Annotated in this window: 15 protein-coding genes; 6 read left to right on the plus strand and 9 right to left on the minus strand. The window is 60.2% G+C overall.

Translation table 11 applies throughout. The features are described 5' to 3' along the window. Window positions 1-27 precede the first annotated feature (27 nt). Window positions 28-1,542: a threonine ammonia-lyase, biosynthetic gene (ilvA, locus tag P3G59_RS27795; protein ID WP_277759740.1), complete on the minus strand. Its 1,515-nt coding sequence runs from the start codon at window positions 1,540-1,542 to the stop codon at window positions 28-30. A 259-nt stretch (window positions 1,543-1,801) separates the two neighbouring features. Here ilvA and rpiA point away from each other — a divergent pair, with 259 nt between their 5' ends. Continuing rightward, window positions 1,802-2,476: a ribose-5-phosphate isomerase RpiA gene (gene rpiA / locus P3G59_RS27800; RefSeq protein WP_007913886.1), complete on the plus strand. Its 675-nt coding sequence runs from the start codon at window positions 1,802-1,804 to the stop codon at window positions 2,474-2,476. A gap of 146 nt (window positions 2,477-2,622) precedes the next feature. On the opposite strand, the gene P3G59_RS27805 is transcribed toward rpiA, so the two are convergent. The 4 genes from P3G59_RS27805 to P3G59_RS27820 form a co-directional block, all read right to left on the minus strand. After that, window positions 2,623-3,540: an SdiA-regulated domain-containing protein gene (locus P3G59_RS27805; RefSeq protein ID WP_277759741.1), complete on the minus strand. Its 918-nt coding sequence runs from the start codon at window positions 3,538-3,540 to the stop codon at window positions 2,623-2,625. A 240-nt stretch (window positions 3,541-3,780) separates the two neighbouring features. After that, window positions 3,781-4,704, minus strand: a complete 924-nt coding sequence (locus P3G59_RS27810) for an SdiA-regulated domain-containing protein (RefSeq protein ID WP_277759742.1) — start codon at window positions 4,702-4,704, stop codon at window positions 3,781-3,783. A gap of 269 nt (window positions 4,705-4,973) precedes the next feature. Then, window positions 4,974-5,639: a fumarylacetoacetate hydrolase family protein gene (locus tag P3G59_RS27815; RefSeq protein WP_201236395.1), complete on the minus strand. Its 666-nt coding sequence runs from the start codon at window positions 5,637-5,639 to the stop codon at window positions 4,974-4,976. 41 nt (window positions 5,640-5,680) lie between these two features. Then, on the minus strand, window positions 5,681-7,075 hold the full coding sequence (locus P3G59_RS27820) for an FAD-binding oxidoreductase (RefSeq protein WP_277759743.1): 1,395 nt from the start codon (window positions 7,073-7,075) through the stop codon (window positions 5,681-5,683). Between the two features lie 206 nt (window positions 7,076-7,281). Here P3G59_RS27820 and serA point away from each other — a divergent pair, with 206 nt between their 5' ends. Beyond that, window positions 7,282-8,511: a phosphoglycerate dehydrogenase gene (gene serA / locus P3G59_RS27825; protein ID WP_064116317.1), complete on the plus strand. Its 1,230-nt coding sequence runs from the start codon at window positions 7,282-7,284 to the stop codon at window positions 8,509-8,511. Window positions 8,512-8,573: 62 nt separating this feature from the next. Here the strand turns inward: serA and P3G59_RS27830 are convergent, their stop codons facing one another. Beyond that, on the minus strand, window positions 8,574-8,999 hold the full coding sequence (locus P3G59_RS27830) for a DUF4399 domain-containing protein (RefSeq protein ID WP_277759744.1): 426 nt from the start codon (window positions 8,997-8,999) through the stop codon (window positions 8,574-8,576). Between the two features lie 135 nt (window positions 9,000-9,134). On the opposite strand from P3G59_RS27830, the gene P3G59_RS27835 reads away from it, so the two are divergent. Further along, a complete protein-coding gene (locus P3G59_RS27835; protein ID WP_277759745.1) occupies window positions 9,135-9,698 on the plus strand; it encodes a transporter substrate-binding domain-containing protein in 564 nt (187 codons plus the stop codon). Between the two features lie 239 nt (window positions 9,699-9,937). Here P3G59_RS27835 and P3G59_RS27840 read toward each other — a convergent pair whose 3' ends face one another. Together P3G59_RS27840 and P3G59_RS27845 are read right to left on the minus strand one after the other, a co-directional pair. Then, window positions 9,938-10,423, minus strand: coding sequence for a DUF523 domain-containing protein (locus P3G59_RS27840; RefSeq protein ID WP_277759746.1), 486 nt, complete (start codon window positions 10,421-10,423; stop codon window positions 9,938-9,940). A 1-nt stretch (window position 10,424) separates the two neighbouring features. Further along, window positions 10,425-11,057 (minus strand): 2OG-Fe(II) oxygenase, encoded by a 633-nt coding sequence (locus P3G59_RS27845; RefSeq protein ID WP_007913869.1) that lies wholly within the window; start codon window positions 11,055-11,057, stop codon window positions 10,425-10,427. Window positions 11,058-11,165: 108 nt separating this feature from the next. Between P3G59_RS27845 and P3G59_RS27850 the strand changes: the two genes are divergently transcribed. Beyond that, window positions 11,166-11,897 (plus strand): DUF2059 domain-containing protein, encoded by a 732-nt coding sequence (locus P3G59_RS27850; protein ID WP_277759747.1) that lies wholly within the window; start codon window positions 11,166-11,168, stop codon window positions 11,895-11,897. A 104-nt stretch (window positions 11,898-12,001) separates the two neighbouring features. Here P3G59_RS27850 and P3G59_RS27855 read toward each other — a convergent pair whose 3' ends face one another. Continuing rightward, on the minus strand, window positions 12,002-12,949 hold the full coding sequence (locus P3G59_RS27855; RefSeq protein WP_277759748.1) for an alpha/beta hydrolase: 948 nt from the start codon (window positions 12,947-12,949) through the stop codon (window positions 12,002-12,004). A gap of 99 nt (window positions 12,950-13,048) precedes the next feature. Here P3G59_RS27855 and P3G59_RS27860 point away from each other — a divergent pair, with 99 nt between their 5' ends. After that, window positions 13,049-13,627, plus strand: a complete 579-nt coding sequence (locus P3G59_RS27860; protein ID WP_277759749.1) for a DUF6436 domain-containing protein — start codon at window positions 13,049-13,051, stop codon at window positions 13,625-13,627. 102 nt (window positions 13,628-13,729) lie between these two features. Beyond that, the gene (locus tag P3G59_RS27865; protein WP_277759750.1) at window positions 13,730-16,138 is read left to right on the plus strand and encodes a penicillin acylase family protein; all 2,409 of its coding nucleotides are present in this window, start codon (window positions 13,730-13,732) and stop codon (window positions 16,136-16,138) included. Window positions 16,139-16,252 lie beyond the last annotated feature (114 nt).

Raw genomic sequence — 16,252 nt, forward strand, 5'->3', positions numbered from 1 at the left:
TTATGCCTTGCCCATCAGCGTAGCCGCTCAGCCAAGAAACAGCTGATAAGCCGGGTTCTCGCTTTCATCCCAGTACGGATAGCCGATTTCTTCAAGCGCTGCCGGCACCAGATGACGCTCGTCGTGCGGTACTTGCAGGCCCGCGACCACGCGGCCATCGGCGGCGCCGTGGTTGCGGTAGTGGAACATCGAGATGTTCCAGCGCCCGCCCAGCTTATTAAGGAAGTTGAACAGCGCCCCCGGACGCTCCGGGAATTCGAAGCGGAACACCACTTCATCAATCACGTGCGCCGCGTGCCCGCCGACCATGTGGCGGATGTGCAGCTTGGCCAGTTCGTTGTCGGTCAAATCGGTGACCGGGAAACCCTGCTCGGTCAGGCTCGCCAGCAGTGCGCTACGCGGGTCGTTTTCCGGATGGGTCTGCACGCCAACGAAGATGTGCGCTTCGCTGCCGGTGTTGTAGCGGTAGTTGAACTCGGTGATCTGGCGCTTGCCGATGGCTTCGCAGAAGTTTTTGAAGCTGCCGGCCTTCTCGGGAATGGTCACGGCGATGATCGCTTCGCGGCCTTCGCCGAGTTCGGCGCGCTCGGCGACGTGGCGCAGGCGGTCAAAATTGACGTTGGCGCCGGAGTCGATGGCGACGAAGGTCTGGCCGCTGACACCACGCAGCTCGACGTACTTCTTGATTCCGGCCACGCCCAACGCGCCGGCAGGTTCGGTGATCGAGCGGGTATCGTCGTAGATATCCTTGATCGCCGCGCAGATTTCGTCGGTGCTGACGGTGATCACTTCATCGACGTAATCCTTGCAGATGTCGAAAGTGTGTTGGCCAATCTGCGCCACCGCCACGCCGTCAGCAAAGATGCCCACGGTCGGCAGCACCACGCGCTCACCGGCGGCCATCGCCGCTTGCAGACAGTTGGAGTCGTCCGGCTCGACGCCGATGACTTTGATGTCCGGGCGCAGGTATTTCACGTACGCAGCGATGCCGGCGATCAGACCGCCGCCACCGACCGGGACGAAAATCGCGTCCAGCGGCTGCGGGTGCTGGCGCAGAATTTCCATCGCCACGGTGCCCTGCCCGGCGATGGTGTGCGGATCGTCGTACGGGTGGATGTAGACGTAGCCTTTTTCGTCGACCAGTTTCAGCGAGTAGGCCAAAGCCTCCGGAAACGAATCGCCGTGCAGCACCACTTTGCCGCCGCGCGAGCGTACGCCTTCGACTTTGATTTCCGGCGTGGTCTTGGGCATGACGATGGTGGCTTTGACGCCCAGCACTTTCGCCGCCAGGGCCAGGCCCTGCGCATGGTTGCCCGCCGAGGCGGTGACCACGCCACGGGCGCGCTCTTCATCGCTCAGTTGCGTCAGCTTGTTGTAGGCGCCGCGAATCTTGAACGAGAACACTGGCTGCAAGTCTTCGCGCTTGAGCCAAATGTCATTGCCCAGCCGCTCGGAGAGCTGGCGAGCGTTCTGCAGCGGGGTTTCTACGGCAACGTCATAAACGCGCGAGGTGAGGATCTTTTTGACGTACTGTTCGAGCATCGGAAAGCATCACTGAGCGGGTTGGGCAGGGCCAAGGAGTCTAACCCGGCTTTTGCCCGGGCGACCACACTAAACAGGTGGTTTTAGCCGTACCTTAAAAGATCGCAGCCTGCGGCAGCTCCTGCAGGGTGCATGCGGTTCCTGTACGAGCTGCCGCAGGCTGCGATCTCTTGACCTGCCAATAGGTCAATGACCTGCACCGCCCCGCGGCCTATAATGCCGGCCTTTCGTTCCCCCTCTTCGGCACCTCGGAGCCCGCATGACCCAGGATCAACTCAAACAGGCAGTGGCTCAGGCCGCGGTCGACTTCATCCTTCCGAAACTCGACGACAAGAGCATCGTCGGGGTCGGCACCGGCTCCACCGCCAACTGCTTCATCGACGCACTGGCCCAACACAAGGGCGCGTTCGATGGCGCGGTTGCCAGTTCCGAAGCCACTGCCGCGCGCCTGAAAGGCCACGGGATTCCGGTGTATGAGCTGAACACCGTCAGCGACCTGGAGTTCTATGTGGATGGCGCCGATGAAAGCGACGCGCACCTGAATCTGATCAAAGGTGGCGGCGCCGCCCTGACCCGCGAGAAGATCGTTGCCGCCGTGGCCAAGACCTTCATCTGCATCGCCGACGCCAGCAAACTCGTGCCGGTCCTGGGCGAATTCCCGCTGCCAGTCGAAGTGATCCCGATGGCCCGCAGCCACGTCGCGCGCCAATTGGTGAAACTGGGCGGCGACCCGGTGTACCGCGAAGGCGTTTTGACCGACAACGGCAACATCATCCTCGACGTGTTCAACCTGCAGATCACCAACCCGGTGGAGCTGGAAGCGCAGATCAATGCGATCGTCGGCGTGGTCACCAACGGCCTGTTCGCGGCGCGTCCGGCGGACCTGTTACTGCTGGGCACCAGCGAAGGCGTAAAAACTCTCAAGGCCGAGTAAGCCCGGTCACCCACATTGTGTGGGCGGATGAAATACCCCTGTAGGAGTGAGCCTGCTCGCGATAGCGGTGTGTCAGTGGAGATTGATGGCGACTGACACACCGCTATCGCGAGCAGGCTCACTCCTACATTGATGTGTGATGTTGGTCAGGGCTGTGCCGGTTTTTTGAAGACGTAGAACAGATTCGGCTCACTGACCAGATACAACGTCCCGTCATCATCCATCGCAATGCCTTCCGCCTGCGGTACGGTCTTCTTCAAACCCTGACGCCCGCCACTGATGGACATCGTGCTCAACGGCCGCCCGTCCACATCCAGCTCCAGAATCAACCGCGACTCATCCGACAACGCCAGCAAATGCCCGCTGCGCTCGTCGTACTGCAAACTTGACAGGTCGCGCACAAACATCCCGGCGTCACGCTTGGGATCGTTGATCACATGAACGGCGTAGGACTTCTCCGGATTGAAGTGCGGGAAACCGTGCACTTCGTAGATCAGCATTGGATTGCGCTCTTTCGCGACAAACAGGCGCTTGCCCACCGAGTCGTACGCCAAGCCTTCGAAACCCTTGTTGCCGGCCATGTGCACGCCAAGGGTCATCTGTTCGGCGTCCGCCGCGTCGAGGAAGGTGGTGTCGTCTTGCAGGTGAATCTTGATCAGCCGCTGCTGGCGCTCGTCGGTGATCACGTAAGTGTCAGCACTGATGTACTCGACCGCTTCGGGGTCGCCGAAACCGATCAGAGCGATGCGCCGCAGGATCTTGCCTTCCAGCGACAACTCGACCAACTCGGCATTCTTGTTGGTCACGGTGAACAGGCTTTTGCGCACCGGATCGAAGGTCAGCGCCGAAACGTCGGCCTCCAGACCGTCAATCACCCGCGCCTCGATGTCTACCCGATATTGATCCAGGCCGATGGCCTGACTGTTCAGCGGCTGCCACAGGGTGTGCAGGTTGAACCAGGCGCGCTCGAACAGGCGCATGTATTGGCCGATCGCAATCAACGCGATCAGGGCAATCACCGACAGGAGGATAATCAGAGGCTTGGGACGGGCAAGTCGACGCATTCGGGCGGGCTCGGAATCAAAACAGGCGGATGAAATATCACGCCTGTCTGAACTGAAGCTTAATGGCCACTTGCCTGTCAGGACAATCAGACTTATCTGAAATTGCCGGAGGACAGTTATTTGATCGTTCCCACGCTCTGCGTGGGAATGCAGCCGGGGACGCTCTGCGTCCGACAGTCAAAAGATCGTCCGAACGCGGCCCGAACCTTTGGCAGCTCCTACAGGGGATCGATGAGGCTGCTATTGCTGTTTTTCGAAGCGATAGAACAGGTTGGGCTCGCTGACCATGTACAGCGTGCCCGCCTCGTCCATGGTCACGCCTTCGGCGCGGGGGATGGTGTTCTTCAGGCCATTGAAGCCGCCAAGCAGGGTCATGAAGCTGACCTGCTCGCCCTTCTCGTCCAGTTCCAGCAGCAGGTGCGAATCAGCGGACAGCACCAGAGTGTGTTGGGTGCGCGGGTCAATCGCCAAGGCAGAGAGGTTGCGAATATCCAGTTCATCACTGGCGAGTTTTTGCTTGTCGCCCTTGAGAATCTGACTGCCATCGCTTTTCCAGGTGAACAGCGCCGGCGGGCGCTCCTCACCGAGCAGCAATTGCTGATTGTGGGGATCCCAGGTAATGGCTTCGAAGGCTTTGTTCTGGTCTTTCGACGGACCGAGGTCGTATTTCGGGAAATCGGCGATGTTCAATTCGCGGGTCTCGGCGTCGACCTTGACGATCGACAGCATGTGCTGGCGCTCATCGACAATCGCCATCAGGCCGTTTTCCATGACGGTCAGGCCTTCCGGATTGCTCCAGCCCACCAGCGGCATCTTGCGCAGTACATCGCCCCGCAAAGTCAGCTCAGCGAGAAACGGGTTTTTTCCCATCACCGAAAACAGCGTTTTGGTCTGCGGGTTGTACGCCAGATCCGACGCCTCGTCCTTCTCCATCCCCGTCAACGGCTTGGCATCGATCACCACCCGATAGTCCGGCAGCCAGATGCTTTCTTTCTGCTCGGCCTGGCTTTCGAAGCGCTCCTGCAGCCAAAGCACACCGCGATCATCCCAATGCATGGCAAATGCCAAGGCATACGCGGCGGCAACCACCAGCAAGAGCCAGACATACCAACGCAGGGCGAAACGTGAACGGCGGGTGGGTTTGAGCTGAGTTTGAGATGACATCGAGGGACGCGTTCCGAAATTTCAGGCTATGGGTAATAGCACAAAGAGGCCGGCTCAGACGCCAGAATGAGAGGAATTATCCGTACAGGATGTGAAAAAAACGGCAAATGGCGGGATTGTCGTGTGTTGCCAACCATCTTCAGGACACCACAAAACAATGTGGGAGCGAGCTTGCTCGCGAAGGCAGAGTGTCAGTCGACATTTTTGTTGACTGAAAAAATGCTTTCGCGAGCAAGCTCGCTCCCACAGGGGGATTTACGGTGTGACGGTTAGCGCACGCTGCTGGTGAAACTGCTCGCACCGACCAGTTCGAGGACGATGTCATCGCCCACGTTCAGCGGACCAACACCCACCGGCGTGCCGGTGAGGATCACGTCACCGGCCTGCAGCGAGAAGCAGCCGGCCATGTGCTGGATCATCGGCACGATCGGATTGAGCATCGCGCTGCTGTTGCCGTCCTGGCGGACTTCGCCGTTGATGGTCAGGCGAATGCCGATGTCGGTCAGGTCAGCAAAGGTGCTGCCAACCACAAACGGAGCAATCACCGCCGCGCCGTCGAACGACTTGGCGATTTCCCACGGCAAGCCTTTGGCTTTCAGCTCGGCCTGCTTGTCGCGCAGGGTCAGGTCCAGCGCCGGGGCAAAACCGGAAATGGCGTCGAGCACTTCTTCACGGCTCGGTTTAGTCGACAACGGCTTGCCGATCAACACCGCGATTTCGGCTTCGTAGTGCACCGACCCGCGCTCGGTCGGAATGCTGAAGCCGCCTTCCAGCTCGACCACGCAACTGCCCGGCTTGATGAACAGCAACGGCTCGGTAGGCACCGGGTTGTCCAGTTCCTTGGCGTGTTCGGCGTAATTGCGGCCAATGCACACGACTTTCCCGATCGGAAAGTGAATGCGCGTGCCGTCGACGTACTGGTGCTGATAGCTCATTTACCGACTCCTGCCTTCATTGATTCATCAAAGATTGCCGATCAAACCGCAAAAATCTTCCCCGGGTTCATGATGCCGTTCGGGTCGAACACCGCTTTCACCGCTTTCATGTACTCGATTTCGACCGGGGAACGGCTGTAGGTCAAGTAATCGCGCTTGGTCATGCCCACGCCATGTTCAGCGGAAATCGAACCGTTGTACTTCTCGACGGTTTCGAACACCCACTTGTTGACGGTCGCGCACTTGGCGAAAAACTCATCCTTGCTCAGGTTGTCCGGCTTGAGAATGTTCAAGTGCAGGTTGCCGTCACCGATGTGGCCAAACCAGACGATTTCGAAGTCCGGATAGTGTTCGCCGACGATCGCGTCGATTTCTTTCAGGAACGCCGGCACTTTCGATACGGTGACCGAAATGTCGTTCTTGTACGGTGTCCAGTGCGAGATGGTCTCGGAGATGTACTCGCGCAGTTTCCACAGGTTCTGCAACTGGGTTTCGCTCTGGCTCATCACGCCGTCCAGTACCCAGCCCTGCTCGACGCAATGCTCGAAGGTTTCCAGTGCGCTGTTGGCCACTTCTTCGCTGGTCGCTTCGAATTCCAGCAGTGCGTAGAACGGGCAATCGGTTTCGAATGGCGCCGGAACATCGCCACGGCCCATGACTTTGGCCAGGGCTTTGTCGGAGAAGAATTCGAACGCGGTCAGGTCGAGCTTGCCCTGGAAGGCGTGCAGCACCGGCATGATCGAGTCGAAATCGGCGGTGCCGAGGACCATCGCGGTGAGATTTTTCGGCGCACGATCAAGGCGCATGGTCGCTTCAACGACGAAGCCGAGGGTGCCTTCAGCGCCGATAAACAGCTGACGCAGGTCGTAACCGGTGGCGTTCTTGATCAGATCCTTGTTCAGTTCCAGCACATCGCCCTTGCCGGTAACGACTTTCATCCCCGCCACCCAGTTGCGGGTCATGCCGTAGCGAATCACTTTGATCCCGCCGGCATTGGTGCCGATATTGCCACCAATCTGGCTGGAACCGGCCGAAGCGAAGTCGACCGGGTAATACAGGCCCTTTTCTTCGGCGACGTTCTGCAAATGCTCGGTGACCACGCCCGGCTGACAGACGGCGGTGCGGTCAGTGAGGTTCACGTCGAGAATCTGATTCATGTAGTCGAACGACACGACCACTTCGCCATTCGCGGCCACGGCGGCGGCGGAAAGCCCGGTGCGTCCGCCCGATGGCACCAGCGCCACCTTGTGCTCGTTGGCCCAACGGACAACGGCCTGCACCTGCTCGATGGTCTTGGGGAACACGATGGCGCTTGGGGCCGGGGCGAAGTGCTTGGTCCAATCCTTGCCGTACGCGTTCAGGGAGTCGGCGTCGGTCAGGACCTTGCCAGGCTCGACCAGGGTCTTCAGTTCATCAATCAGGGCAGGATTGGTCATCGACAGAACTCTCGAACAATTCATGGTCATCCTGAGAACGCTTCACGTCGCAGGAATGAGTGTTTAGCGGGGCGGCTATGCTAGCATATCGACCCCGCAGGACAGTGCCCAAGGCCAGATCTGCGGTAACGGCTTTCCTGCCGTTTGGGTCAGCTCCAGGCTGCGCCCCTCCCTGCCATTTTTCTCCGGGATACAGGTTTACGCAGATGAGCAAGACTTCTCTCGATAAGAGCAAGATCAAGTTCCTTCTTCTCGAAGGCGTCCACCAATCGGCTGTCGACGTCCTCAAGGCGGCGGGCTACACCAGCATCGAATACCTGACAGGTTCCTTGCCGGAAGCCCAGCTCAAGGAAAAGATCGCTGACGCTCACTTCATCGGCATTCGTTCGCGCACCCAACTGACCGAAGAGATCTTCGATCACGCGAAGAAGCTGGTGGCGGTCGGCTGTTTCTGCATCGGCACCAACCAGGTCGACCTGAGTGCTGCCCGTGAACGCGGTATCGCCGTGTTCAACGCGCCATACTCCAACACCCGCTCCGTTGCCGAGCTGGTGCTGGCCGAAGCGATCCTGCTGCTGCGCGGCATCCCTGAGAAAAACGCCTCCTGCCACCGTGGCGGCTGGATCAAATCCGCAGCCAACTCCTTCGAGATCCGTGGCAAGAAACTGGGCATCGTCGGCTACGGTTCGATCGGTACTCAGCTGTCGGTTCTGGCTGAAGGCCTGGGCATGCAGGTGTTCTTCTACGACACCGTGACCAAGCTGCCGCTGGGCAACGCCACTCAGGTCGGCAACCTGCACGAACTGCTGGGCATGTCCGATATCGTCACCCTGCACGTTCCGGAAACCGCTGCGACCCAGTGGATGATCGGCGAGAAGGAAATCCGCGCCATCAAGAAGGGCGGCATCCTGATCAACGCCGCGCGCGGTACCGTGGTCGAGCTGGACGCCTTGGCGGACGCGATCAAGGACAAGCACCTGATCGGCGCGGCCATCGACGTGTTCCCGGTGGAACCACGCTCCAACGACGAAGAGTTCGAAAGCCCGCTGCGTGGCCTCGACAACGTCATCCTGACCCCGCACATCGGTGGCTCGACCGCTGAAGCGCAAGCCAACATCGGTCTGGAAGTGGCAGAGAAACTGGTCAAGTACAGCGACAACGGTACTTCGGTATCGTCGGTGAACTTCCCGGAAGTGGCCCTGCCGGCTCACCCTGGCAAGCACCGCCTGCTGCACATCCACGAGAACATCCCGGGTGTGATGAGCGAGATCAACAAGGTCTTCGCCGAAAACGGCATCAACATCTCCGGTCAGTTCCTGCAGACCAACGAGAAGGTTGGCTACGTGGTGATCGACGTCGACGCCGAGTACTCGGATCTGGCGCAAGAGAAGCTGCAGCACATCAACGGCACTATCCGTAGCCGTGTGTTGTTCTGATCAAGCGTTGAGCGACAAAAAAAGGGAGCCTTCGGGCTCCCTTTTTCATGCACGCCAGAAATTTATTCGACGTTGACGGTGATTTTCTTCGAAACGATCGGTGGATCGAATGGCATGTGGCCGCTGTCACCCAATTCCAGCTGCAAGGTGTGCTTGCCAGGGGCCAGCTTGATTTCGGCCTGGGTTTGCGCCTTGCCGAAGTGCATGTGGTTGGCGTCGTTCGGAATCGGAGCACCGGCCGCTGGCAGCTTGTCGACGTCGATCAGCAAATGGTGGTGTCCGGAGTTTTTGGTGACATCGCCAGCGGGTGCAAGGGAGACGTCCTTGACGCCGAACTTGACGGTAAAGGTCTGCGGAACCTTGGCCCCGTCCTCGGGAGAAACGATGAACACTTCGGCGCCTTTTGGTGCCGGTGTCGCCGCACTGGCCAGCACCGAAACACCCATCAACACACCCGCCAACGCTGCACGTGACATAAAGCTTTTCATTTTCTTCTCCAGTTTTTCCGTAAAATCCGCACGGTCATGACAACTTCATGACCATTCGTTGTCGAAGGCACTCGACAACCATAGCAAAGCGAGCCTGACTCAGAGCGTCGCGATAATGATTTCAAAGGAGTGACCATGCGTTTTCTGCCTGGCCTGATCTGCCTGCTACCCCTTTTGAGCCCTTTGGTTCACGCCGAACTGATTGATGACGTCAACGACCGTGGCGAGCTGCGCATAGCCCTTGAGGCTAATACACCGCCCTTCAATTTCAAGGACGGCGACACCCTCACGGGGTTCGAGGTCGAGCTGGGGCAACTGCTGGCCAACGAGCTGGATGTACGCGCCGACTTCATCGTCACGGATGAGGCCGACCTGCTCCAGGGCGTTGAAAGCGGCAAATACGATGTTGCGCTCAACCACATAGCAGTGACACCCGAACTCAAGGATCGTTTCGACTTCAGCGCGCCTTACGGCAAGGCCGATGCGCAGTTGCTGGCGAAGAAGGATGAGCAGCCTCGGCCGATGGTGCTGGTGCAGGCGTTGACGGAAGAGAAGCCGAAAGCGGCAGAGCCGGTGGAGCTGGCGATTCCGTTTCAGAAGGGCAATCCGGCGTTTCAGGCCAGCCTTGCGAGCGCGATGCAGCGGATCAAGGCCGACGGACGCCTGGCGGCATTGACCGAGAAGTGGTTGAAGCCTTAAAAGCCCCTCACCCTAACCCTCCCGAAACGTCGGACCGCCCGTAGGGAGAGGGGACTGAATGGGGGTTGCTGAAGGGATACGCCGACCTGAAATGGATGTACCGAATCCGAAATCGACTGGTCAGGGCTTTATCGACTCCATAATCGGTGAGGTCTTTCAGGTCGATGCAAGACGCCGAACAACTCGGTCGGCCCCCTCTCCCTTTGGGAGAGGGCTGGGGTGAGGGCAACGATTCCGGATCAGTCCAAAGCCTCCAGGGCCAGCGCGGCCTGCGGCAGTTCCAGCTCGCTGAAGACCTGCACGCCATGGCGTTTGAGCAGCGCAGCCGTCACGCCTTCGCCAGAGACCTTCACGCCACTGAACGTCCCGTCATACGTCAGCAGATTCCCGCAAGAAGGACTGTTGGCCTTAAGCACCGCCACACGAATACCGTGCTTCTGCACCAACGCCAGCGCCTGCCGTGCACCGTCGAGAAACTGCGCACTGACATCTTCGCCATCCGTGGTGATCACCGCCGCGGCGCCATCCAGCACTTCACCACCCTGCCCGCCCGGTATCTCCGCCGCGGCCCTTGGCGTCGGCAAACCACCGGCGACTTCCGGGCACAACGGCACCACCCGCCCCTCGGCAATCCACTGCTCAAGCAAATCATACGGCCCGCTCGCACCACCGTCGTAACGCACGCGATGGCCCAACAGGCAGCGGCTGACCAGAATCTTTTCCATCTCAGAACGGCTCGTTGCCACGGCGGCGAAACCAGCCGGTCAGCGACAGGCGCTCGCGGTTCGCCGGCAATACTTCGTGCGGCACTTCACCGGAGAGAAACACCACCAGACAACCGCCCGTAGGCTGCACGTCATGCACGCGCTCATCGTTGAGGTACATGCGCAACTGGCCACCGTCCTCCGGCAGCCAGGCGTCATTGAGGTAGACCACCACCGACACCATGCGCTTGTCATCGTCGCGAAAACGGTCGACATGCCGTCGATAAAAAGCACCCGGCGGGTACAGGGCGAAATGGCACTCAAAATCCTCAAGACCGAGAAACAGGCCACGGTTGAGCGCTTCACGCAGGCTTTCCATCAAGTTCAGATAGCGGTCGCTGGCCTCGGCCTGGCCGGGATCGATCCACTGAATGTGGTCGCCACGAATCCCCTCGCGGATCTCCGAAAACGGCCCACGCCCCACCGCCGCTGGCGCCAGTTCACCCTCAGCCTCACGTTTGCGGCACTCGGCCGCCAGCTCGCGGGTCAAACCGGCGGGCAGGAATATGTTCTGCTGCGACCAGCCGTGTTCGGCCAGATCGTCGACAATGCGTAACAGCAGTGGGTGTTCAGAGGATATTTGCATGGCGCGCATAGTATGTCGGCGGCAAGAAATCCGACAGAGCCACGCGGCGGCTTGATACGAATTCTCGACAAGTACCGGCACCGCACGGAGAATAGTCCGCTGCTGACAGGAGTCCCTATGCGCCGTTTGCTTTTTTCACTGTTGATGTTCTGCGTTTTGCCCGCCTGGGCGGACGGCCACGATCAGTTATACAAGGTCGCCGGCTGGCCAGATCAACGTGCGCATTTCAATGACGCCCTGAGTGCCGCGCAGCAGCGCTACCAGAACAGCCTGCCGCCCGCCGTGTTTCAGGCGCTGGTGAATAACAGCAACCAGCGCTTCGCCCCGCAGGCCGTGGATCAACGTGCCGAGGCGCAACTGCGAAAGAACCTCGCCGATCCGAAACCGGCCCTGTCCTTCTTCCAGTCACCACTGGGCAAGAAAATCGTCGCCGCCGAATTGCTGGCGACCCGCCGCGATCAACTGGCAAAAAATGCCAAGGGCTTGCCAAAGATGCAGGCCAGCGACAGCCGTCTGCTGATCATTGGCCACCTCGCCCAGGCCTTGCCGGCGCGTGAAGCGGGCGCCGAAGTGAGCCTGGCGATCGCCGGCGTCGCGGCGGACAGTTTGAGCTCGATGATCCCGGGGCTGCTCGGTGGGGGTCAGGCGCAAGGCATGCTCAATGGTCAGCGTCAGCGCTTGATGGATCAGATTGGCGCGGACATGAACAATACGCTGCTCTATGTCTATCGCGATCTGTCGGATGAAGAGCTGGAAGAGTTTGCGACGTTTGCCGAGTCGACTGAGGGCAAGGCGTATTACCAGGCGGCGTTGGCGGCGATTCGGGCGGGGTTGGCGGTCGGGCAATGATCTTCGTTGTCTCTTAGACCGCTATCGCGAGCAGGCTCACTCCTACAGGGGTAAGCATTCCAAATGCAGGAGTGAGCCTGCTCGCGATAGGGCCCTCACAGACGCTACAGATTCCGCCCCCTGATGCGCTTGCTCAGAAACTCGAAATACTCCTCACGCATCTCCGCCGTCTCATTCGCCAGATGATGCCGCGCCTCGGCCAGCAGCAAGATCTGCGGCCGATCGAACTTCCACTTCAACACCTGCAGATTGTGCTGCCAGTCCACCGTCATGTCCGCCTGCCCCTGAATGATCAGCGGCCGGCGCGGACTTTTTTTCGCGTGCTCGACGCGGATGATCCAGCGCGACAACGCCCCTACCCATTTCGTCGGCAAGCGTCGTGGCTGCAACGGATCGGCCTGAAGAAACGGCAGGAAATCGGGATCGTTGGAGTTCTCGCTGAAGCGTCGTGCAACCCCTCTGACAAAAGGCCTCAGCAGGTAATAGCTCAGTTGCGACCAGCCCCACGCCCGTGGTCGCACCAGCGGCGCCATCAAAATCACCTGGCCCTGTGCCGGACTATTGTCACCATGGTTGAGCAGATGATCGACGACAATCGCCCCGCCGGTGCTCTGCCCGCACAGATGCCACGGCTGCGGCAGCGCGATCGACTGCGCCTCGACGAACAACGCTTGCAGGACATCCTGGTATTCAGAGAAATCGCGGATGCTCGCGCGCGGGCCGCTCGACAGACCATGGCCCGGCAAGTCGCAGGCGATCACCGCAAAGTCCTGATCCAGCGCCCACTCGATCACATGCCGATACAGCCCGGTGTGATCGTAGTAACCGTGCAGCAGAAACAGCGTCGCCTTGACCTTCTCCGGCCACCAGCAGTGGCTGACCAGCTCATAGCCATCGACCTCGAAACGGCCCATGCCACGCCAGACATCACGATGGGGAAAATCGGTCTGGTAGAAGCGTTGATAGGCCTTGGCCTCCTCCGACAACGGCTGCCACGCGGCCAGTGGCTTGAGGCTGGCGCGTAAATGATCGGGATCGAAAGTGGCAGACATGAGGCAATTCCAAAGCGGTAAACAGACTTTATCGGCCTGCGATATTCATCTGTCGCGGCAAGCATGGCAAGCTAGCCGACCTTTCGAGGATCGAAAACCATGCGTTCGCCCTACCGCACCGCACTGTTTGCCAGCCTGCTCGCGCTGATTTGCGCCGGGGTGCTGTGGGCGGCGTACGACTGGTTTCAGGGGCGTTATCTGCGTGCGTTCAGCGAACACACGGCGCTGTTTTCCGGTGATCCGCTGCGCTTGCCGGATAACCTCGCCGGCCCCGGCAAGATTCGCCTGGTGCACTTCTGGGACCCGGCCTGCCCGTGCAACGTCGGCAACCAACAGCACCTGACCGAGATGGTCGAGCAGTTCAGCGACAAGGGCGTCGAGTTCTTCGCCGTGCAGAGAACCGGCAGCCACGGCCAGTTGCCCGCTACCCTCAGTAGCCTGAAAACCATCACGATATTGCCCGGCTCCGAACAGGTACCCGCCAGTCCGGCCGTGGCGATCTGGGATCGCAGCGGCAAACTCGCGTACTTCGGCCCGTACAGCGAAGGCCTGACCTGCAATTCCAGCAACAGCTTTATCGAACCGATTTTGAATGCCCTGACGGAAGATCGCCCGGTCAATGCCACGCACACCCTGGCGGTCGGATGTTACTGCCCGTGGCCGGTGGAGGCGCAGTAAGGCATTCCGGACTTTTCAAGGACAGCGCTGCACGGCACAGAAGGTCTGTGCTAATTGTTTGCAGCCCGACGGGCGGCAATCCCGCATGCACAAGGAGTCACCATGAAGCGCGTGTTCACCGTACTTGGCTTGCTCATCGTTGTTCTGCTCGTCGGCGTCGGCGGGTATGTCTACAGCAAACAACCCACGCGCCAGGGCCAGGTCGAACTGCGTAACCTGCAAGGGTCGGTCACCGTGCGCTACGACGAACGCGGCGTGCCGCACATTCGCGCCGAGAACGAAACCGACCTCTACCGCGCCCTCGGTTATGTGCATGCCCAGGATCGGCTGTTCCAGATGGAAGCCATGCGCCGCCTCGCCCGGGGCGAACTGGCTGAAGTGCTCGGGCCGAAGCTGCTCGACACCGACAAACTGTTTCGCAGCCTGCGCATTCGTGAGCGTGCCGCCAGTTATGTGGCCAGTCTCGATAAACAGTCGCCGGCGTGGAAGGGCCTGCAAGCCTATCTGGATGGCATCAACCAGTATCAGGACAGCCACGCCGCACCGACCGAGTTTGACGTGCTGGGCATCCCCAAGCGGCCGTTCACGGCAGAAGACAGCATCAGTGTCGCTGGCTACATGGCCTATAGCTTCGCGGCGGCGTTTCGTACCGAGCCGCTGCTGACTTATGTGCGCGATCAACTGGGTGCCGATTACCTCAACGTCTTCGACCTCGACTGGCAGCCCAAAGGCGTCCTCGCCAAGGATCACGGCAAATCGACGCCAACCCTCGCCGCCGGCGACTGGAAAGACCTCAACGTCCTCGCCCGCCTCAGCGAACAGGCGCTGATCGACAACGGTCTGCCGCAGTTCGAAGGCAGCAATGCCTGGGTGATTGCCGGCAGTCGCAGCCAGAGCGGCAAGCCTCTGCTGGCGGGTGATCCGCACATTCGCTTCTCGGTGCCGTCGGTGTGGTACGAGGCGCAACTGTCGGCGCCAGGCTTCGAGTTGTACGGCCATCATCAGGCGCTGGTGCCGTTTGCGTTTCTGGGGCACAACCTGGATTTCGGCTGGAGCCTGACCATGTTCCAGAACGACGATCTGGACCTGATCGCCGAGAAGGTAAACCCGCAAAACCCGAATCAGGTCTGGTATCGCGGCCAGTGGACCGACATGGTCGTTACCGAGCAGCAAATCAATGTGAAAGGCCAGACGCCGGCGACCCTCACCCTGCGCCAATCGCCCCACGGCCCGATCGTCAACGATGCGCTCGGCACCGCTGCCGGCAAGACACCGATCGCGATGTGGTGGGCCTTTCTCGAAACGCCGAACCCGATCCTCGAAGGTTTCTATCAGCTCAACCGCGCCGACACCCTGACCAAGGCCCGCGCGGCGGCAGCCAAGGTGCAAGCTCCGGGACTGAATCTGGTTTACGCCAACGCCAAGGGTGACATCGCCTGGTGGGCCTCGGCCTTGCTGCCCAAGCGCCCGGCCGGGGTGAGGCCGGAATTCATTCTCGACGGCAGCAGCAATCAGGCCGACAAGGACGGTTACTACCCGTTCAGCGCCAACCCGCAGGAAGAGAACCCGGCGCGCGGCTATATCGTTTCGGCCAACTTCCAGCCGCTGTCGCCGACCGGCATGGAGATTCCCGGTTACTACAACCTTGCCGATCGCGGGCAGCAACTCAATCGCCAGCTCAGCGACAAGAACGTGAAGTGGACCAACGAAGCCAATCAGAAACTGCAATTGGGCACGGCGACCGGTTATGGCCCGCGTTTGCTCTCACCGTTGCTGCCGGTGTTGCGTGAGGTGGTCAGCGATCCGGCGCAACTGAAACTGGTCGAGCAACTGGCGCAGTGGCCAGGCGACTACCCGCTGGATTCGGTCAGTGCGACGGTGTTCAACCAGTTCCTCTACGACCTTGCCGACGCGGCGATGCGTGATGAGTTGGGCAATGATTTCTTCGAGACCTTGCTGTCGACACGGGTGATCGATGCGGCGCTGCCGAAGCTGGCGGCGAACGCCGATTCACCTTGGTGGGATAACCGCAACACACCGAACAAAGAGACCCGCGCCGATATCGTCCGCGCAGCGTGGCAGGCAAGCATGCAGCACCTGAAGCTGACCCTCGGCGAGAATACTGCCGAGTGGAAATGGGGCGCGGCGCACACGCTGACTCATGGTCATCCGCTGGGGCAACAGAAGCCGCTGGAGCGGATTTTCAACGTCGGGCCGTTTGCGGCGCCGGGCAGTCATGAAGTGCCGAACAACCTCTCGGCGAGGATCGGTCCGGCGCCGTGGCCGGTGACGTACGGGCCGTCGACGCGACGCCTGGTGGATTTTGCTGATCCGGCGCATGGCCTGACGATCAACCCGGTCGGTCAGAGCGGCGTGCCGTTCGACAGCCACTATGACGATCAGGCTGAGGCGTATGTCGACGGGATGTATGTGCAGGCGCATTTCAGCGAGGAAGAGGTGACGGCGAATACGCGCAGTACGTTGAAGCTGTTGCCTGCGCGAGCACCTTGAAAGCCCCTCACCCTAACCCTCTCCCAGAGGGAGAGGGGACTGACCGAGGTGTCTTTTGTCATACATCGACCTGAAAGAACGGTGTCGATTATGGATTCACAACCGCTCACTCAG

The sequence above is a fragment of the Pseudomonas sp. A34-9 genome (assembly GCF_029543085.1).
Classification (GTDB): Bacteria; Pseudomonadota; Gammaproteobacteria; order Pseudomonadales; family Pseudomonadaceae; genus Aquipseudomonas.